Origin of the sequence: Herbiconiux liangxiaofengii (assembly GCF_041927335.1) — a bacterium.
In the GTDB taxonomy this organism is placed as follows: domain Bacteria; phylum Actinomycetota; class Actinomycetes; order Actinomycetales; family Microbacteriaceae; genus Herbiconiux; species Herbiconiux liangxiaofengii.
The window spans coordinates 47532-68840 of record NZ_JBHFHD010000007.1; the positions used below are offsets into that span (position 1 = coordinate 47532).

Consider the following 21309-nt stretch of genomic DNA (forward strand, 5'->3'; position numbering starts at 1 on the left):
CTCGGTTCGAGCTCTCGCCGGCTCGGCGCGGCCGGCCTGTGGCCCGCGTCAGAGCAGGTCGGTGACGCGATCCCGGATGAGGGCGGCGATCGTCTCCGGCTCGGCTGTGGCGTCCAGCACGATGAAGCGCTCCGGTTCCCGCTCGGCCAGGGCGAGGAACGCGGACCGCACGCGGGCGTGGAACTCGCCCTTCTCGGCCTCGAGCCGGTCGAAGCGCTTGTTGGCCCCGTCGAGCCGATCGCGCGCGGCCTGCTCGTCGAGGTCGAGCAGGATGGTGAGGTCGGGCAGCAGCCCCTCGGCCGCCCAGAGCGACAGCTCGCGGATCTCCTCACCGTCGAGCACCCGCCCGGCGCCCTGGTAGGCGACCGAGGAGTCGAGGTACCGGTCCTGCACCACCACCTCGCCGCGCTCGAGGGCCGGGCGCACCTTGGTCTGGATGTGCTGGGCGCGGTCGGCCGCGTAGAGCAGCGCCTCGGCCCGCGGGGCGATGTGCCCCCGGCTGTGCAGCACGATCTCACGCACCTCGGCGCCGAAGTCGGTGCCGCCCGGCTCACGGGTGCGCACGACCGTACGCCCCTGCTCGTGCAGCCACCGCTCGAGCACGGCCGCCTGAGTCGTCTTGCCCGAGCCGTCGCCGCCCTCGAGCGTGATGAACAGCCCGGTCACGACGCGGGGGTGGCCTTCGCCCGGGCCGCCGCGGTGGTCTTGGCTGCCGTCGTCTTCGCGGCCGTGGTCTTGGCCGCCGTCGTCTTGGCCGCCGTGGTCTTGGCCGTCGTGGTCTTGGCCGCCGTGGTCTTGGCCGCCGTCGTCTTTGCAGTGGTGGCCTTGGCCGCCGGCTTCTTCGCAGCGGTCGCCTTGGCGGCGGGCTTCTTGGCAGCAGGCTTCCTGGCCGGAGCCTTGGCACGCGGCTTCGCCGGCCCCTTCGCCCGCTTGTCGGCGAGCAGCTGCACGGCCCGGTCGAAGTCGACCTCCTCCACCGTCTCGCCGCGCGGGATGGTGGCGTTGGTCTCGCCGTCGGTGACGTAGGGGCCGAAACGCCCGTCCTTCACCCGGATGGGCTTGCCGCTCACGGGGTCGGCTTCGAACTCCTTCAACGCACTGGAGGCGCGTCGAGCACCGTACTTGGGCTGCGCGAACAGTTCGAGGGCCTTGGGCAGGTCGATCTCGAAGATCAGGTCTTCGTTCTCGAGCGATCGGGTGTCGGTGCCCTTCTTCAGGTACGGGCCGAACTTGCCGCCCTGGGCGGTGATCGGCTCGCCCGATTCGGGGTCGTCTCCCACGGTGCGAGGCAGGTTGAGCAGGCGGAGGGCGGTGTCGAGGTCGATGCTCGCGAGATCCATCGACTTGAACAGCGACGCGGTGCGCGGCTTCGCCGCTGCGGTCTTCTTGGCCGGGGCCTTCTTGGGGGGCGCCTTCGTGCCGGCGGCGGCGGGGGCTGCCGCATCCGTCGACGGCGTGGCCGCATCCGGAGCCGGCTCGGGATCGAGCTCGGTGACGTAGGGGCCGAAGCGGCCGTCCTTCGCCACGATCTGCTTGCCGTTGTCGGGGTTGATGCCGATGACCCGGTCGGTCACCACGGGCGCGTCGACGAGTTCTTGCGCCTTCTCGGGGGTGAGCTCGTCGGGCGCGAGGTCTTGCGGCAGGTTCACCCGGCGCGGCGGGGCTTCGATGTCGCCCGAGGGGTCGAGCACCTCGAGGTAGGGGCCGTACTTGCCGATGCGCAGGGTGATGTCGTCGGTGATGGCCACCGAGTTCACCGCCCGGGCGTCGATCTCGCCCAGGTTGTCGATGACGCTTCGGAGGCCGGGGTGGCCCTCGCTGCCGAAGTAGAAGCTCTTCAGCCAGTCGACGCGGTCTTCTTCGCCGTCGGCGATCTTGTCGAGGTCGGCCTCCAGTGCGGCGGTGAAGTCGTAGTCGACGAGCTCGGAGAAGAAGTCCTCCAGCAGTCGCACCACCGAGAACGCCGTCCAGCTCGGCACCAGGGCCTGGCCACGCGGGGTGACGTAACCGCGGTCGACGATCGTGGAGATGATCGAGGCGTAGGTGGAGGGGCGGCCGATGCCGAGCTCGTCGAGCGCCTTCACCAGGCTGGCCTCGGTGTAGCGCGGCGGCGGCGTGGTGTCGTGGCCGGCGGCGGAGAGGTCGACGGCGGCGAGCACCTGACCTTCCGTGAGCTGCGGCAGCTTCGCCTCGGTGGGCTCGCTCGGCGCGTTGCGCTCCTCGTCGCGGCTCTCCTCGTAGGCGTGCAGGAAGCCGCGGAAGGTGATGACGGTGCCGGAGGCCGAGAACTCGGCCGTGGTGGGGCCGCCCAGTTCGGCGACCTCGACGGGGCCCGCCGCGATGGTGACGGAGGCCGTGGAACCCTTCGCGTCGGCCATCTGCGAGGCGACCGTGCGCTTCCAGATGAGGTCGTAGAGCTTGAAGTCGTTGCCGCGGAGGGAGCCCGACACCTCGGACGGGGTCTTGAAGACCTCGCCGGCGGGGCGGATGGCCTCGTGGGCCTCCTGCGCGTTCTTGCCCTTGCCGCTGTAAAGACGGGGCTTGTCGGGGATGGTCTCGGCCCCGTAGAGCTGGGTGGCCTGGGCACGGGCGGCGTTGATGGCCTGCTGCGACAGCGACGGGGAGTCGGTTCGCATGTAGGTGATGTAGCCGTTCTCGTAGAGCGACTGGGCGACGCTCATGGTCTGCCGGGCCGAGAAGCGGAGCTTGCGGGCCGCCTCCTGCTGCAGGGTCGAGGTGGTGAACGGGGCCGCCGGACGGCGGGTGTACGGCTTGCTCTCCACCGAGGTGACGCGGATGTCGACGCCGTCGGCCTCGAGGGCCGTCTTGAGCGCCGTGGCCGCGGCCTCGCCGAGGGGGATGGCCTTGCCCTTGATGGAGCCCGACTCGTCGTAGTCGCGACCGCTGGCCACGCGTTCGCCGTTCAGGCGCACCAGGCGGGCGTCGAAGGCGTCTTTCTCGGGAGCGGTCTCGGCGGTCTCACCGGGGGCGAGGGTGGCCGTCAAGTCCCAGTAGTTGGCGCTCGTGAAGGCCAGGCGCTCGCGCTCGCGGTCGACCACGAGACGGGTGGCCGCCGACTGCACTCGGCCGGCGGAGAGGCCGGGGCCGACCTTGCGCCAGAGCACGGGGCTGACCTCGTAGCCGTAGAGACGGTCGAGGATGCGGCGGGTCTCCTGCGCGTCGACCAGGGCGTCGTCGATCTGGCGGGTGTTGTCGCGGGCGGCTTCGATGGCCTCGCGGGTGATCTCGTGGAAGACCATGCGGTGCACGGGCACCTTCGGCTTCAGCACCTGCAGCAGGTGCCACGCGATGGCCTCGCCCTCGCGGTCTTCATCAGTTGCGAGATAGAGCTCGTCGGCGGAGGCCAGCGCCTTCTTCAGCTCGGCGACCGTCTTCTTCTTCGCATCCGACACGACGTAGTAGGGCTCGAAGCCGTTGTCGACGTCGACGGAGAACTTGCCGAGAGAGCCCTTCTTGAGCTCGGCGGGGAGGTTCTTGGGTTCGACCAGGTCGCGGATGTGACCGACCGAGGCAAGCACATCGAAGCCGTCGCCGAGGTACTGGGCGATCGACTTCACCTTCGTCGGGGACTCGACGATGACGAGCTTTCTCGGGCTGGGCACTGTTTCTCCTTATATATGCGATCTGTCAGGCACACCATACACACCCCTGACCGTGAGCCGCCTAATCGGTGGCCCGGTCTCAACCCGAACCGACCGGTGGGCTCGCTGATTCCCGGCTGAGCGCTGTCTCGGCGTTGCGTTGCGGCGGAGCGCGGCGGGTGGACAATGGAGATCGACCACTTCAATGACGAAAGGGCAGAGCATCATGTCGCCTGTCGACAAGGGCAGCTACACCGCCAAATTCACCGACGGCCCCCTCGAGGGCAAGACCATTCGAACCGACTTCACGGATGCGGGCGAGCCTCAGGCCCGGCTGAGCATCCCGGCCGCGTCGAGCACCAAGCAGTACCTGTACCGGCGGGCCTCCGGGCTCGAGTTCGCCGATTCCGACCGGCCGAGCGCGGTGGACTACCGCTACGTGGAGGCGGTCGTCTCCTGATCGTCGCCCGGTGACCTGCGGCCCTTCCCGACCTCGGGAGGGGCCGCAGCTGTCTGTACCCGCGGTCGCGGCCACGCGGCCGCCTCGGCGTGGGGAGCCGGTGGGCCGGCCCTCGCCTGCGCCGAGACCCCGAGGCCGGCGATGGATGTCGAGACCGTCACCGTCACCGTGCCGTCACCGGCCACCTCACACGAGCCCAGGTCGACCGCGAGCGCGGCGGCCACCGCTTCGGCCGCCTCACAGGGCACTCCCGGCAGCCGGCCCGACGAGGTGTCGGCGGCGGCGAGCGCCGCCGCATCCGCCGCGCCCTGCAGCCGCTGGTGGGCGGCGAGCGCTGCGCCGAACGGCGCGAACCCCACCACCGCGGCGCACATTGCCAGCACGAGGGCTACCCCGAGCACCGACCCGCCGCCGTCTTCGGTGGCCAGCCCCACCCGCGCCGTGCCCCGGTGTCGGCCTACTCCGCCGGCAGCGAGTGCGGGTCTGTCGGCGCGCACCCCGCGACTCATGGTGGTGGCGTGGCGGTGTCGTCGAGGGCGCAGCCTCGGCCCTCGAGGGCGAAGGCCGCTCCGACGCCGGTCGGCGAGGCCAGTGCCGACACCGTCACGCACACCAGCGGTCCGAGGTGAGCAGTAGCCGAGGTCGCACCCGGATGCGCGGCGGCCACCCGGGCCCCCGCGTCCTGCCCGCGGGCCACGAGCCGGGCGGCGTCGGCCGCGGCATCCGTGAGACGCACCTGCACCGTACCGAGCTGCAGCAGACCCAGCCCCAGCACGAGCACCATCGCGACCGCCGGCAGCAGCACCGCGAACTCCGCGGTCACCGACCCGTCCTCGCGGCGCACCCCGCCCCGCCACGACTCCTCCGGTGATGACAGAGCGCCGAACTCCTGGCGATCGGGAGTCGACCGCCCCTGCCCCGGCACGCGCCCCGGCAGGAACCACAGGTCAACCCGCTGTCGTGAGGGCACGGTGCACGAGATCGGTGAGCATTCCGCGCACGTCGTCGCCGCGGAGGATGACGAGCAGCAGCCCGGCGAACCCTACCGCCGCCAGCAGGATGACCGCGTACTCAGCGGTCGCGGCCCCGGCCTCGTCGCGGAGCGCTACCGCGACGCGATGCGCGCGACCCCGTCGGCCGCCGGCGGGAATCACGTACCTCGGGTCGAGCCCGGGGTCGAGGGCGGAGCGCCTCGATCGTGACGGCATCGCAGACGGGGCGAGGCCGGAGAGGTTCTGGTCGGTCATGGTGATCCTTTCGTTAGATATGAGAGAAGGGAGATCGGAGAGGGAGGTCACGGCGGACGTGCGGGGGGCTCAGATGACGCACGGTAGCGGGGAAGCGAATCAGGCGAGGAAGGCCGTGGGCAGAACACTCAGAAGAAGGGGCACGACCGCCAGGAGCACGAATGCCGGTAGCACGCACAACCCGAGCGGCAGCATGAGCCAGACGCCCAGCGCCGCCGTTCGGCGATGCGCCTCGGCCACCGCGTCGCGGCGGAGGCGCACGGCCTCTCGGCGCAGCAGCTCCGCCGGCGGGGCACCCGAACGCTCGGCCAGCCGGAGCACCCGGTCGAGCTCGACCGCGCCGTCCCCCGCTCCGGCCCGTGCGTGCCCGCCCGCAGCCCCAGCCGCGCCCGCAGCACCGCCCGCACCCGCAGCACCACCCGCACCCGCCCCTGCACCTTCCGCCCCAGCCCCACCCGCACCCGCACCCGCCAGGGCCGACGGGGCGAAGCGGGTCAGCGCCGCGACGGACATCGCGCGCGCCGCCGCCAAGGAGCCACCACCTGCCACGGCGACGGCGGTCAGGTCCAGAAGCAGCCCGGGGGCCACCGCAGTGCCCGCCCGCTTCACGAGGGCCCGGCTCCACAGCGCGCCCACCGCCGTCAGCAGCCCGCCCATCGCGAGGCACGCGAGCCCTCCGGCGGTGGTGAACAGGATGCGGAGGGTGTCGAGACCGAGCAGGTTGCCCGCCGCTGTGGAGACGATCGGAAGAGCCAGCACGAGGCGTGAGGTGGCGACCGGCGACGCCAAGGCCGCCGACGTCTCGCGTTCGGCCTGAGCGAGATCGCGGAAGGAGTCGGCCAGGTCGTCGAGGCACCGCGCCAGTGGTGCTCCCGCCTCGGTCGCCACCCACCAGGCGGCGGCCAGCAGCGGCCATCCGGCACCCGCCCGGCCCGCCGCTGTGCGCCCGCCTGCGGCGCCCGCCGTTCCCGCCGCACTCGAGTCGCCCGCCGCCGTCCGATCACCCACGCCTGCAGCACCGCGAGCGCCGTGATCGGCAGCCGCCACGGTCGCACGTGCTGCCGAGGCGATCGCCTCCGTCACCGGGGCGTGGTCGTCGAGGCGCGCCACCACGTCGTCGACGAACGGATGCGACGCCGACTCGGCGAGATACCGCCAGGCCTGCGTGGGGGTGACTCCCGCCCCTACGAGCGCCGCGAGACTGTCGACGACCTCTGCCATCCGGTCGGCCTCCGGCCGGCCACGGGCACCACGTCGACCGCTGGATCTCATGCCGGCTCCCTCCTGGTCATCGAGTGGTCGCCTCGGGCCTCGACGGAGACGGCCCTGCGGGCGTGGGCGTGGGCTTGGACGGGGCCGGAGGTCGCCGCGGCTGAACCGGTCGCGACGCCGTGGCGGCCGGCGCGAGCGCGACCTCGCGCACCACGAGCCGATCCCGCGCATCCAGAGCGAGCCGCCCGAAGCCCTCGATCTCCCTCCCTCGATCAGTGCGGCGCAGATGCACCACGAGCCCGATCGCGCTCACGGCCTGCCGGGCGATCGCCGAGGCATCGAGCCCCGCGAGCGCGCCCAGTGCCTCGAGGCGGGCCGGCACGTCGGCGATCGCGTTGGCGTGCAGCGTGCCCGCGCCGCCGTCGTGCCCGGTGTTGAGTGCCGAGAGCAACTCGCGGATCTCCGCACCCCGGCACTCCCCCAGCACCAACCGGTCAGGGCGCATGCGAAGGGCCTGGCGCACGAGCTCGGCCAGCCCGATACCGCCCGCACCCTCGAGGTTGGGCTGCCGCGCCTCGAGGGCCACCACGTGCGGATGTGCGACGCGCAGCTCGGTGACGTCTTCGATGACCACGAGCCGGTCGCGTGGATCGGCCCCCGCGAGCAGCGCTGCGAGAAAGGTGGTCTTGCCGCTGCCACCGGCCCCGGTGACCAGCACGTTCACCCGGTCGCCCACCGCCTGCTCCACGAAACGCCTCGCGGCGACGGCCGACGAGCCTGTGCCGAACACGCCCCGCCGCGCCAACGCGTCGAGGTCGGGCCTGTCGGAGCCGGGCACCCGGACCGAGATCGTGGTGCCACCGGCGGCGATCGGCGGCAGCACGACGTGCACGCGCACTCCCTCGACCTCCACGTCGACGCACGGCGAAGCCTCGTCGATGTGCCGGCCCCCGTGGGCCACCAGTCGCACCGCGAACGCCCGCAGCGCGTCTTCACCCGGGCAGCTCCAGCCGGCCTCGCGCACGGCTCCCCCGCCCCGGTCAACCCAGAGTTGCTCGTGGCCGTTCACGAACAGGTCGGTGACCGCCGGGTCGACGAGATACGGAGCCAGCGGCCCGAACACCCGGGTGGATCGACGCAGCCGCTGCACGTCGGTGCCCGGCGACGACGGAGCGTGCTCGAGGAGAACGGATGCGGAGTGTGGTTCGGTCATGCGCCGACGGTACGCAGGGGTGCGGCACGAGCATCCGGTCGCCGAGGTTTCTGTGCACAACAGCGGCGCGACGCCAGCAGTGGAGAAGAAGACGGAAGAGGGAGCAGTGACGCCGAAACCCGCTTAAGCCACGAACGCCCCGGCCGAAGCCGAGGCGCCCGTAAACAAGAAGGGGCGGCACCCAATGGGGGGAAGGGTGCCGCCGCAGCAACGCTGGATTGGGGGGAATCACTAGTGCGTTGCATCCGGGCACGAGGCCCGGTGATGATGAGTTTACTCGCTCGAAACACAACCTCAAATCGGCCCAGCGAATTCTCAGTGATCGACGCCGAGAAGGCCGGCACCGAGCACGTGCCGACACCAGGTGCAACCCTCCGCAACACCCGTGCAGTATCGTCGGAGACGGCCCGCCGGCCGACTGGTCTTCGCAAAGGAGCGACTCGAGACGATGACTGAGAACACCATCGACAACCTGCTGCACGAGACCCGGCGTTTTCCGCCGGCGCCCGAGTTCGCCGCAAACGCCGTGGCCACCGCCGAGCTCTACCGGCAGGCCGATGACCCCGAGGCGTTCTGGGCCACCCAGGCCCGAGAACTGCTGCACTGGCACAAGCCCTTCAGCGACGAGCGCACGCTCGACTGGTCGAACCCGCCCTTCGCCACCTGGTTCGACGACGGTGAGCTGAACGTGGCCTACAACTGCCTCGACCGCCACGTCGAGGCCGGCAACGGCGACCGGGTCGCGCTGAACTGGGAGGGCGAACCCGGCGACTCGAAGAGCTTCACCTACGCCGAACTCACCACCGAGGTGAAGAAGGCCGCGAACCTGCTGACCGCACTGGGGGTGAAGCAGGGCGACCGGGTGGCCATCTATCTGCCGCTCATCCCCGAGGCCGTCATCGCCATGCTCGCGGTGGCCCGCATCGGTGCGGTGCACTCCGTGGTGTTCGGCGGGTTCAGTGCCGAGAGCCTGCGTGCCCGCATCGACGACGCGAGCGCGGTGCTCGTCATCACGGCCGACGGCGGTTTCCGCAAGGGCAAGGCGTTCCCGCTGAAGCCGACGGTCGACGGAGCGTTGAAGAAGAACTCTGCGGGCGAGGAGAGCACGGTTCAGAACGTGCTCGTCGTGAAGCGCACCGGGGGCGACGTGGAGTGGGAGCAGGGCCGCGACCTCTGGTGGCACGACGAGATCGCCCAGGTCGACTCCGAGCACGTGGCCAAGCCGTTCCCCGCCGAGAATCCGCTCTTCATCCTGTACACCAGCGGCACCACGGGTAAGCCGAAGGGCATCCTGCACACCAGCGGCGGCTACCTCACGCAGGTGGCGTTCACCCACAAGAATGTGTTCGACCTGCATCCCGAGACCGACGTCTACTGGTCGACGGCCGACGTGGGCTGGATCACCGGCCACTCCTACGTGGTCTACGGCCCGCTCGCCAACGGCGCCACCGAGGTGATCTACGAGGGCACGCCCGACACCCCTCACCCCGGGCGCTGGTGGGAGATCATCCAGAAGTACAAGGTCTCCATCCTCTACGCCGCCCCCACGGCCATCCGCACCTTCATGAAGCTGGGCCGGCAGATCCCCGCCGAGTTCGACCTCAGCAGCCTGCGGCTCCTCGGCAGCGTGGGCGAGCCGATCAACCCCGAGGCCTGGGTCTGGTACCGCGACGTCATCGGCGGCGGCGTCACGCCCGTGGTCGACACCTGGTGGCAGACCGAGACGGGCGCCATCATGCTCAGCGCCCTGCCCGGCGTCACCACCCTCAAGCCCGGCAGTGCGCAGGTTCCCGTGCCCGGCACGAGCATCGACGTGGTCGACGACCGCTTCCGCTCCACCGACGCCGACCAGGGCGGTCTGCTCGTCATCACCCAGCCCTGGCCCAGCATGCTGCGCGGTATCTGGGGCGACCCCGAGCGCTTCATCGAGACGTACTGGTCGATGTTCGGCCCCACGACCTACTTCGCCGGCGACGGCGCCCGGCGCGACAAAGACGGCGACATCTGGCTGCTCGGCCGAGTCGACGACGTGATGAACGTGTCGGGCCACCGCCTCAGCACGGCCGAGATCGAATCGGCGCTGGTGTCGCACCCCATGGTGGCCGAGGCGGCCGTCGTCGGCGCCGCCGACGAGACCACCGGCCAGGCCGTCGTCGCCTTCGTCATCACGCGGGCCAGCCAAGCGGATGCCGCAGCAGCCGACGACGCGTCAGCCGTGCTGCGGGCTCACGTGGCCGCCCAGATCGGCGCCATCGCGCGCCCGCGCGAGGTGCACATCGTCACCGAGCTGCCGAAGACCCGCTCGGGCAAGATCATGCGGCGCCTGCTGCGCGACGTGGCCGAGGGTCGCGAGATCGGCGACACCACCACGCTCGCCGACACCATGGTGATGAGCGTGATCAGCAACACCCTCAAGTAGGCGGGTGCGGCGCCGTCGAATAGGCGGGTGCGGCGCCGGCGGGTGTGAACGAGTTCGCTTACGCGAACTCGGCGATCAGCTCCACCTCGACGGGCGAGTCGAGGGGCAGCACCGCCACGCCCACGGCCGAGCGCGCGTGCACTCCCGCGTCGCCGAAGACATCGGCCAGGAACTCCGATGCGCCGTTGATGACGCCGGGCTGGCCCGTGAACGACGGGTCGGAGGAGACGAAGCCGGTGACCTTGATGATGCGGGTGACCCGGTCCAGCGATCCGATCACGCTCTCGACCGCCGCCAGCGCGTTCAGCGCCGCCGTGGCCGCGAAGGCTTTGGCGTCGGCGGGCGACACGAGCCCTGAGCCCTCCCCCACCTTCCCGGTCTGGGCGAGTGCGCCCCCCACGAACGGCAGCTGGCCCGCCGTGAAGACGAGGTTGCCCGTGACGATCGCGGGGATGTAGGCCCCGGCGGGGGCGGAGACGGTGGGGAGCTCGATGCCGAGCTCGGCGAGGCGCACTGAGGTCTGAGACATGGCCCTACGCTATCGGCTCAGCTCTGCACGGGCCGCTTCAAATAGGCGACGAGACCACCCTCGGGCCCGGTGACGATCTGCACGAGCTCCCAGCCCTCAGAGCCCCAGGTGTTCAGGATGCCTGTGGTGTTGTGGATCATCAGAGGTGTCGTCACGTATTCCCAGGTGGGCACGGGCGCCCCTTTCTCGGCTTTTCTCATGGTTGTCGCTTACCCTGAATCTTATGTCTGCCTCGAAAGCCTCGGCTAGCGGTGTGGTCGGAGCCATTCTCGGCATCGTAGGTATGAGCGCTATCGCGGGCATCCTCGTCACAGCCATGGTCACGCCCGCTCTCGCTGTCACCGGTATTGCCGCGAACAACTCCATCGGGATGTTCGAGAACCTCCCGAGCTACATCAAGCCGGATGCGCTCGCCCAGAAGACCAACATCTACGCCACCAAGAGCGACGGTACGAACGTGCTGCTCGCCAGCGTGTTCGAGCAGAACCGCGAAGAGGTGGGCTGGGACCAGATCGCGCAGTCGGTGAAAGACGCCGTGGTCGCCGTCGAAGACCCGCGTTTCTACAGCCATGGCGGGGTGGATGTGGCCGCGACGCTGCGCGCCGCCGCCGGCAACGCCCTCGAGACCTCGTCGAGCGGCGCCTCGACCATCTCGATGCAGTACGTGCGCAACATCCAGGTGCAGAAGGCCGAGGCCATCCAGGACGAGGCCGAGCGCGACGCCGCCTACGAAGAGGCCACGAAGACGAGCATCGACCGCAAGCTCAAGGAGATCAAGCTCGCGATCGGCCTCGAGAAGGAGTTCTCGAAAGACGACATCCTGCTCGGGTACCTCAACATCGCTCCGTTCGGCGGACGGGTGTACGGCATCCAGTCGGCGGCCCAGTACTACTTCGGCGTGAATGCCTCCGACCTCACGGTGGCCCAGGCGGCCAGCCTCATCGCCACGGTGAACGAGCCGAACGGCCTGCGCATCGACGAGCCCGACAACGTGGCGGCCAACCAGGCCCGCCGCGACAAGGACGTGCTGCCGGCGATGCTCAAGGAGCACAAGATCACGCAGGCGCAGTACGACGAGGCCATCGCCACACCGGTCACCCCGAACGTGCAGCCACCCTCGACCGGCTGCCAGACCGCGAACCTGATCAGTGCCGGCTTCTTCTGCGACTACATCACCCGGATCGTGAAGAACGACCCGGCCTTCGGCACCGACGAAGACACCCGGTGGAACAACTTCAAGACCGGCGGCTACGACATCTTCACCACGCTCGACCTCGACCTGCAGAACTCGGCGGCGAACGCGATGAACGCCTACGTGCCGAAGTCGGGCGCGGGATTCGACCTGGGCTCCTCGCTCGTGACGGTTCAGCCCGGCACCGGCAAGGTGCTCGCCATGGTGCAGAACAAGGACTTCAGTGACGACCCCGAGGTGACGGCCACCAACGATGGCGCCTCGGCCATCAACTACTCCACCGACTACGCCTACGGCGGGTCGACCGGATTCCAGGTGGGCTCCACCTACAAGATCTTCACCCTCGCCGAGTGGCTGAAGACCGGTCACTCGCTGGGCGACATCATCAACGGAAACGCCGGCACGCTCAACCTCGCCCAGTTCCGCGACAGCTGCACCGGCGGCAACGGCGGCACCTACTCGGTGAAGAACGACGGGGGCTCGAACCCCGGCAACGTGACGGTGCTGCAGGCCACCGCCCAGTCGGTGAACCTCGCATACCTCCGCATGGCGCAGAAGCTCGACCAGTGCGAGATCCGCAAGACCGCCGAGGCCTTCGGCGTGCACCGCGCCGACGGCGGACCGCTCGGCGAGAACCCGGCCGACGTGCTGGGCACGAACGAGATCGCCCCGCTCACCATGGCCGCCGCCTTCGCCGCCGTGGCGAACCAGGGCACGTTCTGCACCCCGGTGGCCATCTCGCGCATCGTCGACTCCACCGGAGCCGAGCTGCCCGTGCCGCAGACCACCTGCAGCCAGGCCGTCGAGCCGAACATCGCCGCGGCCATGGCCACCGCCATGCAGGCCGTGCTGGCCGGCGGCGGAACGGCCGGCCTGTCGAACCCCAACGACGGCATCCCCCACCTCGGCAAGACGGGCACCACCGACTCCGAGAAGGACACCTGGTTCGTGGGCGCCAGCACCAAGCTGGCCACCGCGGTCTGGGTGGGCAACGTGGTGGGCACGGTCTCCATCCGCAACACCTCCATCATGGGAAACAGCGGCGGCAACATCCGTCACTACATCTGGAAGCAGTACATGACGGATGCGGACGGCAAGTACGGGGGCGACGCGTTCCCGGCGGCCGATTCGACACTGGTGAACGGCGTGAAGGTGGCCATCCCGAATGTGGCGGGCATGACCATCGACCAGGCCCAGGCCGCCATCACCCAGGCCGGCTTCGACTTCCAGGACGGCGGGCAGATCGACTCCACCCGCGCGGCCGGCGTCGTCGACTCCAGCTCGCCCTCGGGCAGCGCCAGCAAGGGATCGACCATCTCGGTCTTCACCTCGAACGGGCAGCTCCGCACCGTGCCGAACCTGGTGGGCCTCACGGCCGATCAGGCGAAGGCGGCCATCACGGGCGCCGGGATCGATGCGGGTCAGATCGTGTTCGACGGGCCCACCGGCAACGCCAAGGTGCAGTCGAGCAGCCCGGCAGCCGGGCAGCCCATCCGGGCCGGTTCCGACAAGCTCCGAGTCACCACGAAAGCCGGCTGACCCGGTGACCGCCCTCACACGGGCCGCCGCGGGCGCTCTGGGCGTCGCCGCGGCGGCCGGTGTCGGAGCGTTCGCTTACGGCTCCCTGATCGAACGCAACCGGTTCACACTGCGCACGGCGACGATCGACGTGCTGCCTCCGGGAGCCGCCGACATCCGGATGCTGCACCTCTCCGACCTGCACATGGCTCCCTGGCAGGAGCACAAGCAGGAGTGGGTGCGTGACCTGGCCCGCCTGAAGCCCGATCTGGTGGTGGACACCGGCGACAACCTGGGGCACCGTGACGGGCTCACCGGTATCCGCTCGGCGCTCACCGCGTTCGACGGCATTCCCGGCGTGTACGTGAACGGGTCGAACGACTACTTCGGCCCGTCGTTCAAGAACCCGTTCCGATACTTCCTGGGTCCGTCGAAGCACAACCGCACCGAAGAGCACCTCGACACCCCGGCGCTCGAGGCCTTCTTCGGATCGCTCGGCTGGAAGAGCCTGAACAATCGCGCCGAGACCATCGAGGTGAACGGCACGATCATCGACTTCTTCGGAGTCGACGACCCGCACCGCCGCTTCGACCGCCTCGAACGCATCCCGGGAGCGCTCGACGACCTGCGGGAGGACGACGACCGCGGCCCCCGCGTTCTCATCGGGGTGGCCCATGCGCCGTACCAGTACGTGCTCAACTCGTTCGTCACCCACGGCGCCGCGGTGATGTTCGCCGGGCACACGCACGGTGGACAGGTCTGCGTGCCGGGCTTCGGGGCGCTCGTGACCAACTGCGACATCCCGCGCTCGCAGGTGAAGGGGCTCAGCCTCTGGCGTCACGGCTTCCACTCGGCGTACCTGAACGTGTCGGCCGGGCTCGGAACGTCGATCTACGCGCCGGTGCGGTTCGCCTGCGCGCCCGAGGCGACGCTGTTGACACTCACTGCACGCAGTTCCTGACCGTGGTCTCGGGCCGGAGGAATATCGGCTATTCTTGTCTAGTCGTCAGCCGCGTTCGTCGCGGCGATGAATCGGGGTGTGGCGCAGCTTGGTAGCGCGCCTCGTTCGGGACGAGGAGGTCGTGGGTTCAAATCCCGCTACCCCGACACACGAGAAACCGGCCAGGGCAGCTGCCCTGGCCGGTTTCGTGTCTCGCGTGCCCCGGCTCGCGTGCCCCGGCTCAGTGGTGGCCGAGCACCCCGTGCGACTCGTCGAGGTAGCAGGCGCCGCAGAGCGACTCGTAGGTGACGTCTTCACCGTCGATGGCCACCTGCTCGCCGTCGAACACGTAGCGCCCGCCGATGGTGCGGGCGTTGAAGATGGCCTTTCGGCCGCACCGGCAGATGGTCTTCAGCTCTTCGAGGCTGTGCGCCACCTCGAGCAACCGGATGCTGCCCGGAAAGCCCTCGGTCTGAAAATCGCTCCGGATGCCGTACGCCAGCACCGGAACTCCGTCCAGAATGGCGATGCGCAGCAGGTCGTCGACCTGGGCCGGGCCGAGGAACTGCGCCTCGTCGACCAGCAGACAGCTCACGTCGACTCCGGAGTCGCTGCGCACCTGGGCGCGCCGGGCGGCGAACTCACTCCGCACATCCGTGGAGGGTGCGATGAGGAAGTCGGCGTCGCGGGTGACGCCGAGCCTCGACACGATCTGCAGGTCGCCCTTGGTGTCGACGGACGGCTTCGCGATCAACACCTGCTGGTCGCGCTCCTCATAGTTGTAGGCGGCTTGGAGCATTGCCGTGCTCTTGCCGCTGTTCATCGCCCCGAATCGGAAATACAGTTTCGCCACCCGAACACCCTATGCCCCGTACGGCGGAGCTCGGCCGGACGCCGGTGTCGCCGCGGAGTGGCGCGGCGCGAAGCGAATTACCAGCCGAAATGCAGGCAATTCGACGACTGCGGGGCGACTATGTACTCATCAGTTCGAACCCGAATTGCACACCGGCCGCAGATCCCCCATCCGGCGGCTGGTCAAGCGGTCGGTCGTGTGGCTCCCCATCCCCGCGACCGGCCGCTTCTTCTGTATCGGGCCGGTCTGTGTCGGGCCGGTCTGTGTCGGGCCGTTCCGCGTCGGGCCGTTGAGCTCTCCGCGATCTCGCGGTCAGAACAGCGTGGGCTGGCCTCCGCCGCCGGGCTGCAGACTGGGCAGCGAGACCTCGTCGGCCTGGCCTGGGGGCAGCACTCCGCCGGTGGCCGCTGAGAGCCGCGCCCGCTCGAGGCCGTGCCGTCGGACGATCGGGCGCATCCGCTCGGCCAGCCATTCGCGGTACGCCTTCGGGGCGTAGGTGCCCGCCGAGTAGAGGCGCTCGTAGGGTGCGACGAGTTCAGGATGCTCGCGACCGAGCCACAGCATGAACCATTCGCGCACGCCCGGCTTGAGATGCAGCGCCGAATAGGCCAAGCTCGACGCCCCCGCCTCGGCCGTCGAGCGCACCGCCCGCTCGAGGTGTTCGACGGAGTCGGTGAGAAACGGGAGCACAGGCATCAGGAGCACCTGGCAGTCGAGCCCCTTCTCGCGCGCGGCCGTCACCGTGGCCAGCCGGGCCTTGGTGCTCGGCGTGCCCGGCTCGATGGACTGCTGCAGCTCGTCGTCGAAGACGGCGATCGAGAGCGCAACCCGGGTGGGCACCACGCGTGACGCCTCGGCGACGAGATCGAGGTCGCGGCGGAGCAGCGAGCCCTTGGTGAGGATGGAGAACGGGGTGCCCGACTCGGCGAGGGCCCGGATGATCGACGGCATGAGCGCGTAGCGCCCTTCAGCGCGCTGATACGGATCGGTGTTGGTGCCGAGCGCGACGGCCTGGTGCTGCCAGGACTTCTTGGAAAGCTCTTTCGTGAGCACCTCGGCCACATTGACCTTCACGATGATCTGCCGGTCGAAGTCGTCGCCCGCGTCGAGCTCGAGGTAGGAGTGGGTGGGCCGGGCGAAGCAGTACACGCAGGCGTGCGAACAGCCGCGGTAGGGGTTCACCGTCCAGGCGAAGGGCATCGCGTTACTGGTGCCCGGCACATGGTTGAGTGCGCTTTTGGCGAGCACCTCGTGAAACGTGATGCCGGCGAACTCCGGCGTCTGCACCGTGCGCACGAGATTGCTGAGCCGCGCGAGCCCCGGCAGGGCGGCCTCGGCTTCGGAGTCGAGGGCCTGACCTGTCCAGCGCATACCGACAGTCGAACATACTTTCGAACGTGGTGCAAGACCGCCGAAGCCCGGGCCGGGGCTTCACGCCGCGGCGTACAGCTCCAGCGGCTGACCGTCGGGGTCGAAGAAGAACATCATGTCGCGGCCGGTGTGCGGATCGGTGCGGAGGTCTTCACACGGCACTCCTTTCGCGAGCAGCTCGGCACGGGCATCCGGAACCGAGTCGACCTCGAACGCCAGATGGCGGAGGCCGGTCGACTCCGGCCAGCTGCGGCGCTCGGGCGGATCGGGGAAGGAGAACAGCTCGATGAGGTACTCGCCATTGAGGGCCAGGTCGCCCATCCACGAGTCGCGTTCGGCCCGGTAGACCTCGCTCAGCAGGGTGCAGCCGAGCACATCGAGGTAGAAGGCCTTCGACCGCTCGTAGTCGGTGGCGATGATGGCGATGTGGTGCACGCGGTTGAGTCTCACGCCTACGAATGTAGCGGGCGACGGCGATGCGCCTGAAGCCGGCCGCGACCGATGTCGCCCGTTAACGATTTAGCGGGATGAGAGGACCCGATACTCTCATCCCGCAAGGAGCCGTCACGGTGCCTGTCATGTTGAGCCGTTACCCTTACGACCATGAAGCAGAACCGCTGAAGACGTCCCCGTTGCCCACACATTACACGTTCTGAGCGGTGTCTCCTACGCGGCGGGCGCCCAGCGCGACCCCTTGACACGGCGCCCCGGGCATGACATCGAAGTCACGCGTTTTCGAAACCTCAGGGCCGCAGATGGACCCCCAGCCGATGCAGCAGACACGCCAGCGCGACCCACAGCGCGAGCAGCGCGAGGGTGAACGGGAGCTGCCGCTCACCCCCGACCGCGAGTGCGTCGGCGATGCGATCGGCGAGGTTCGAGCCGTCGGCCTGCGGATGACGCAGCACGCTCATCAGCACGTGCGAGCCGAAGTACACCAGCAGGCTGTTGCGGCCGAGCGCGAGCAGCGGCCACGACAGCGCGGCGGTGACGCGACTCACCCGTTGCCGGTCGATGACCAGATGGCCGAGCAGCAGCAGGAGCACGGCGAGCGCCGCGGTGGCGAGGGCGAACGGCGGCGTCCACATCCGCTTCATCACCAGCGGTGGCGCGCCCCCGAGCCAGATCGGCACGACCACGGCGGCGACCGCGAGCGCCACGAACACACCGGCAGCCCCCAGCAGAGGCAGCACCGACCGACCGGGAGCCCGCACGGCCCGCAACCGGAGGAGCAGGTGCCCCACGGTCGCTCCGGCCGAGGCGCTCACCACGGCCCCGAGCAGCGCCATCAGGCCCACGGGATCGTGGCCCCACTCCCCCTGGTGATACACGTGGGCGGCGCCGAAGACCGCGACGTCGATGGTCGCCGACGGGTTGCAGCCGGGCACGAGCTCGCGGTCGGGACATCCGTTCGCCCAGAGCGCCAGCACCGTGGCATAGGTGGCCGCCGTCACCACCGTGATGACGAGCCACCCCCACCACGACCGTGTCACCAGGTGCAGCAGCCCGAGCACCAGCACCACCCCCGCGTAGAGCTGCAGCACCCCCGTGTAGACCCAGGTAGCCGGGTCGAACGAGTTCAGCACGATGGCGTTGTACACCAGACCCACCGCGATCAGGATGACGACGCGTCGCGCGAGCGGCCAGAACCGCACGCGTCGGTGCAGTGCGAAGGCCAGCCCGCAGCCGGTGAGCGTGACGAACACCGGGAAGACGAGGTCGAGCCCGTGCACCCCTTCCCACGCCGCGTGATTGAACCAGTCCTGCGTCAGCAGCAGCGAATTGACCGTCACGCTGACGAGGAGCATGATGCCCTTCGTCCAGTCCAGGCCCGCCACGCGCGCCGGTCGCGCCGGTCGCGCCACATCGTCAGTCATGCAGGTGAGGCTATCTCACTATCGGGCGTTACTCCCCCGTGGCCGCGCGTCGGGCGATGTCGTCGTGCGTGTACGCCCCCTGCGGGTTGCGCCCCGCACGGTCGCGCGCCAGCGCCGCGAGCAGGTGCCGCCAGTGCGTCGCCTTGCCGGCCCGGATGATGCGGCTTCGCAGCGTGTAGGCGTCGACCACGGCCAGCCGCGGCGCCCAGATGGGCCTCCGGCGGCGGTTCTCGATTCCCGCCGCCGCCGTGAGGTGCAGGAACGCCTGGGTGGTGCCGAGCGCACTCGCGAGATCGACGCCCGGGGCGATCGAGGGCAGCGAGGGGCGCGTGCCGTCGTGGCCGTCGCTGTTCATCGCCGCCAGTCCGCGCAGGTCGCTGTACGGGGGGATGTAGGGCAGGAAGCGCGCGAAGTCGACCTGCTGCTCGGCGATCTGCTCGAGCGACGCGTGCTCCGGCAGCCCCATGAACCGCTCGAAGGTGAACCCGCCCTCGGGTCGGAAAGCGGTGACGGTGGCCGCGAACCCCACGTTCACCACCAGCAGGTCGGGGATGCCGAGCGCCCGTGCGTGCCGGGCGATGGCCGTGCCGATCTCAGGATGCGTCGTCTCCGACTCGTCGAACACGAGGTCGCAGCCGGCGAGGAACTCCGCCGCATTCTCGGGGGTGACCCCGTCGCGATAGACGTGCACCACGGCACCGGGGTTGATGGCCAGCACCTCGTCGCGGAACACCTCCGCCTTCGGACGGCCGTAGGTTCGCGTGGTGGCACCCGGCACCCGGTTGGTGTTGGCGGGCTCGAAGGCTTCCGGGTCGGCGATGCTGAAGCTGCCCACGCCCATGCGCGCCAGCTTGCTGCCCACCTGATAGCCCACACCGCCCACACCGGCGATGGCCACCCGCGAACCGATCAGCGCCTGCTGCTCGGCCTCGCTCCAGAATCCGTAGTTGCGCGAGAATTCTTCGGCCTGCAAAGACCTCATCCGGTCTCGACGACCCCCGCCGCGACATCCGGGGCAGTGCCGTCGGCCAGCGCGTTCTCGCGCTGCACCCGGGAGATGCGACCGAAGTACTGCAGGTCTCCGTCGGCTGCGGCCAGCTGACCCAGGATGGTGGCGTTGCGCTCGGTGATGCACGCGGCCGAGCCCGGCAGATCGAACTCCACCGGGAGGTTGTAGTCGAGGTAGTGCTCGATGTAACGGGGCTCGCCGATGCGCCAGATGGCGAGCATGCCCGCGAGGTGCCGCTCGAGCCAGGGCTCGATGACGGCGAAGGTGCGGCCCACCTCGTGGGTGGAGAAGTACGACGACATCAGCGCGAACAGGTGCCACTGCACGAGCTCCTGCATGGCCACGCGCTCGTGCCGGGCGATCACGCGCGACACCTCGACACTGCCGGCGGGCAGCGGATGCTCGGCGAACAGCTCAGGACAGAAGTCCTCCACGGGCAGGGGGCGGTCGGTGCCGTCGGCGCCCTTGATGATGGTGCGGGCGACGCCCACGATCCGCACGCCGGCGGGCGAGTTCTCGAACACCGCGAAGGTGACCGAGCGCGAGTCGTCGTCGTCGCGGTCGAGACCGTCGTCGGAGAGCTCCGACGGGTCGAGCTGACCCGTCTGCTCCACGTACACCAGGCGCCGGAACTCGAGGTGCTGGCGGTAGGCGAGCTCGAAGCCGGGGCGGGCCACACCGTTCAGGGCGATGATGCCGGTCGCCAGGCGCGACTCCGGATCGCGGGTGAACGCGGGCGATCCCGCGATCAGGGGGATGACGGCGGCGTTGGACACCGAGCGATCAATACGTGACACCAGTTGGCCTCTGTGGATTCGCGTGGGTGTGTGGAATCGGGAGCACTGTGTGGTCCTCCGATTTTCACAGGAGTCGGGGTCGACCGGCGGGTCCGCTGGCGGTGGCTGCCGTAGACCCGAGCATAGAAGTGGCCCCCACGGGTTTGCAACTTGGGACGTGTTGTCCCAATATAGGATCGGAAGGGCGAATCGATGTCTGAGAACAGCTGGACGAGGTCCACCGGCGGTCGGCCACGAGCCCCGAAAGACGATGTGCGCACCGCCCTGATCGAGGCGGGTCTCGCCCGGGTTCAGGAGAACGGTCTCACCGTCGGCTTCGAGCATCTGTCGTTGGACAGCCTCATCAAGGAGGCCGGAGTGGCCCGCAGCGCGGTGTTCCGGGTGTGGGAGACGAAGGAGGCCTTCTTCGAAGACCTCCTCACCGAGGTGGCGAACCAGGTCTCGCCCGGCCGGGCCGACGAGGAGTCGCTCGTGGCCACCTGGGAGTACCTCGGCTTCCGCGCCGACGAGCTGCGCACGCCCGAGGGCCGCCGCCGCATCCTGGTCGACGTCACCGGTCTGGCCGCCGAACAGAACTTCGAAGCCGTCACCTCCTCGGTGCAGTGGCGCAGCTACGTGGCCCTGTCGTCGACGGCGCTCTCGTACGCCGACGTGCGGGTGCGCGAGCGCATCATCGAGGTGCTTCGCGACAGCGAGCTCGCCTTCCTCGACCAGATGGAGGTGTTCTACCGCAACATCGTTCCCGCGGTGGGCTACCGTCTGCGCCCCGACCTGAACGACGACTGGCGCCCACTGGTGGTGGCGGCCGCCGCCATCATCGAGGGCCTCGGCATCGCGCGCACGACCATCCCCGATCTCGTCGAGGCCCGCTACCAGGTCGACAACGAGGGCCGGCCGGCCGAGATCTCGCTGGCGGCCATCTCGTACCACGCCATGATCACGACCTTCATCGTGCCCGACCCGAACTACGACGCGGAAGCCGCCATCGCGCGCCTCTCCGGCGGCATCGACGAGATGCCCGTGGTTCAGCCGCGCAGCCGCGGCATCGACGACTGATTCACGGCCTCGGC

Annotated in this window: 20 protein-coding genes and 1 tRNA gene; 6 read left to right on the forward strand and 15 right to left on the reverse strand. The window is 69.6% G+C overall.

Annotated features, from left to right (window positions below; genetic code table 11):
- Window positions 1-48 precede the first annotated feature (48 nt).
- Window positions 49-666 (reverse strand): dTMP kinase, encoded by a 618-nt coding sequence (gene tmk, locus ACEXOR_RS05875; protein WP_374848490.1) that lies wholly within the window; start codon window positions 664-666, stop codon window positions 49-51.
- Complete coding sequence (topA, locus tag ACEXOR_RS05880) at window positions 663-3623, reverse strand: type I DNA topoisomerase (RefSeq protein ID WP_374848491.1); 2961 nt, start codon at window positions 3621-3623, stop codon at window positions 663-665. Before topA ends, tmk begins: the two co-directional genes overlap by 4 nt.
- A 205-nt stretch (window positions 3624-3828) precedes the next feature.
- Here topA and ACEXOR_RS05885 point away from each other — a divergent pair, with 205 nt between their 5' ends.
- Window positions 3829-4062: a hypothetical protein gene (locus ACEXOR_RS05885; protein ID WP_374848492.1), complete on the forward strand. Its 234-nt coding sequence runs from the start codon at window positions 3829-3831 to the stop codon at window positions 4060-4062.
- On the opposite strand, the gene ACEXOR_RS05890 is transcribed toward ACEXOR_RS05885, so the two are convergent.
- The 5 genes from ACEXOR_RS05890 to ACEXOR_RS05910 all read right to left on the reverse strand — a co-directional run bounded on the left by ACEXOR_RS05890 (window position 4038) and on the right by ACEXOR_RS05910 (window position 7734).
- On the reverse strand, window positions 4038-4559 hold the full coding sequence (locus ACEXOR_RS05890; protein WP_374848494.1) for an Rv3654c family TadE-like protein: 522 nt from the start codon (window positions 4557-4559) through the stop codon (window positions 4038-4040). The genes ACEXOR_RS05885 and ACEXOR_RS05890 overlap by 25 nt on opposite strands.
- Window positions 4560-4567: 8 nt before the next feature.
- On the reverse strand, window positions 4568-5032 hold the full coding sequence (locus ACEXOR_RS05895) for a TadE family type IV pilus minor pilin (RefSeq protein WP_374848495.1): 465 nt from the start codon (window positions 5030-5032) through the stop codon (window positions 4568-4570).
- On the reverse strand, window positions 5010-5309 hold the full coding sequence (locus tag ACEXOR_RS05900) for a DUF4244 domain-containing protein (RefSeq protein WP_374848496.1): 300 nt from the start codon (window positions 5307-5309) through the stop codon (window positions 5010-5012). Before ACEXOR_RS05900 ends, ACEXOR_RS05895 begins: the two co-directional genes overlap by 23 nt.
- 99 nt (window positions 5310-5408) lie before the next feature.
- Entirely contained in the window at window positions 5409-6530 is a 1122-nt protein-coding gene (locus tag ACEXOR_RS05905; protein WP_374848497.1) for a type II secretion system F family protein, read from the reverse strand.
- Window positions 6531-6597: 67 nt separating this feature from the next.
- Window positions 6598-7734, reverse strand: a complete 1137-nt coding sequence (locus tag ACEXOR_RS05910) for a TadA family conjugal transfer-associated ATPase (RefSeq protein ID WP_374848498.1) — start codon at window positions 7732-7734, stop codon at window positions 6598-6600.
- Window positions 7735-8182: 448 nt separating this feature from the next.
- Here ACEXOR_RS05910 and acs point away from each other — a divergent pair, with 448 nt between their 5' ends.
- Window positions 8183-10153 carry an acetate--CoA ligase gene (gene acs / locus ACEXOR_RS05915; RefSeq protein WP_374848499.1) on the forward strand — a complete coding sequence of 657 codons (1971 nt, stop codon included), beginning with the start codon at window positions 8183-8185 and terminating at the stop codon, window positions 10151-10153.
- Window positions 10154-10211: 58 nt separating this feature from the next.
- Here acs and ACEXOR_RS05920 read toward each other — a convergent pair whose 3' ends face one another.
- Window positions 10212-10682, reverse strand: a complete 471-nt coding sequence (locus tag ACEXOR_RS05920; protein ID WP_374848500.1) for a RidA family protein — start codon at window positions 10680-10682, stop codon at window positions 10212-10214.
- A 17-nt stretch (window positions 10683-10699) separates the two neighbouring features.
- Entirely contained in the window at window positions 10700-10855 is a 156-nt protein-coding gene (gene sp36, locus ACEXOR_RS05925) for a Sp36 family protein (protein ID WP_374848501.1), read from the reverse strand.
- Between the two features lie 110 nt (window positions 10856-10965).
- Between sp36 and ACEXOR_RS05930 the strand changes: the two genes are divergently transcribed.
- The 3 genes from ACEXOR_RS05930 to ACEXOR_RS05940 all read left to right on the forward strand — a co-directional run bounded on the left by ACEXOR_RS05930 (window position 10966) and on the right by ACEXOR_RS05940 (window position 14499).
- Complete coding sequence (locus ACEXOR_RS05930; protein WP_374848502.1) at window positions 10966-13413, forward strand: transglycosylase domain-containing protein; 2448 nt, start codon at window positions 10966-10968, stop codon at window positions 13411-13413.
- Between the two features lie 4 nt (window positions 13414-13417).
- Window positions 13418-14353 carry a metallophosphoesterase gene (locus ACEXOR_RS05935; protein WP_374848503.1) on the forward strand — a complete coding sequence of 312 codons (936 nt, stop codon included), beginning with the start codon at window positions 13418-13420 and terminating at the stop codon, window positions 14351-14353.
- Between the two features lie 72 nt (window positions 14354-14425).
- Window positions 14426-14499 (forward strand) — tRNA-Pro (locus tag ACEXOR_RS05940).
- Between the two features lie 74 nt (window positions 14500-14573).
- Here the strand turns inward: ACEXOR_RS05940 and ACEXOR_RS05945 are convergent.
- The 6 genes from ACEXOR_RS05945 to ACEXOR_RS05970 all read right to left on the reverse strand — a co-directional run bounded on the left by ACEXOR_RS05945 (window position 14574) and on the right by ACEXOR_RS05970 (window position 20239).
- Complete coding sequence (locus ACEXOR_RS05945) at window positions 14574-15185, reverse strand: thymidine kinase (protein ID WP_374848504.1); 612 nt, start codon at window positions 15183-15185, stop codon at window positions 14574-14576.
- A gap of 312 nt (window positions 15186-15497) precedes the next feature.
- The gene (locus ACEXOR_RS05950; protein WP_374848505.1) at window positions 15498-16556 is read right to left on the reverse strand and encodes an Rv2578c family radical SAM protein; all 1059 of its coding nucleotides are present in this window, start codon (window positions 16554-16556) and stop codon (window positions 15498-15500) included.
- A gap of 60 nt (window positions 16557-16616) precedes the next feature.
- A complete protein-coding gene (locus tag ACEXOR_RS05955; protein ID WP_374848506.1) occupies window positions 16617-17006 on the reverse strand; it encodes a VOC family protein in 390 nt (129 codons plus the stop codon).
- A 293-nt stretch (window positions 17007-17299) separates the two neighbouring features.
- On the reverse strand, window positions 17300-18433 hold the full coding sequence (locus ACEXOR_RS05960) for a heparan-alpha-glucosaminide N-acetyltransferase domain-containing protein (RefSeq protein WP_374848507.1): 1134 nt from the start codon (window positions 18431-18433) through the stop codon (window positions 17300-17302).
- 28 nt (window positions 18434-18461) lie between these two features.
- A complete protein-coding gene (locus ACEXOR_RS05965) occupies window positions 18462-19415 on the reverse strand; it encodes a ThiF family adenylyltransferase (protein WP_374848508.1) in 954 nt (317 codons plus the stop codon).
- Entirely contained in the window at window positions 19412-20239 is an 828-nt protein-coding gene (locus ACEXOR_RS05970) for a hypothetical protein (RefSeq protein WP_374848509.1), read from the reverse strand. Before ACEXOR_RS05970 ends, ACEXOR_RS05965 begins: the two co-directional genes overlap by 4 nt.
- 192 nt (window positions 20240-20431) lie before the next feature.
- Between ACEXOR_RS05970 and ACEXOR_RS05975 the strand changes: the two genes are divergently transcribed.
- Window positions 20432-21295 (forward strand): TetR/AcrR family transcriptional regulator, encoded by an 864-nt coding sequence (locus tag ACEXOR_RS05975; RefSeq protein ID WP_374848511.1) that lies wholly within the window; start codon window positions 20432-20434, stop codon window positions 21293-21295.
- Window positions 21296-21309 lie beyond the last annotated feature (14 nt).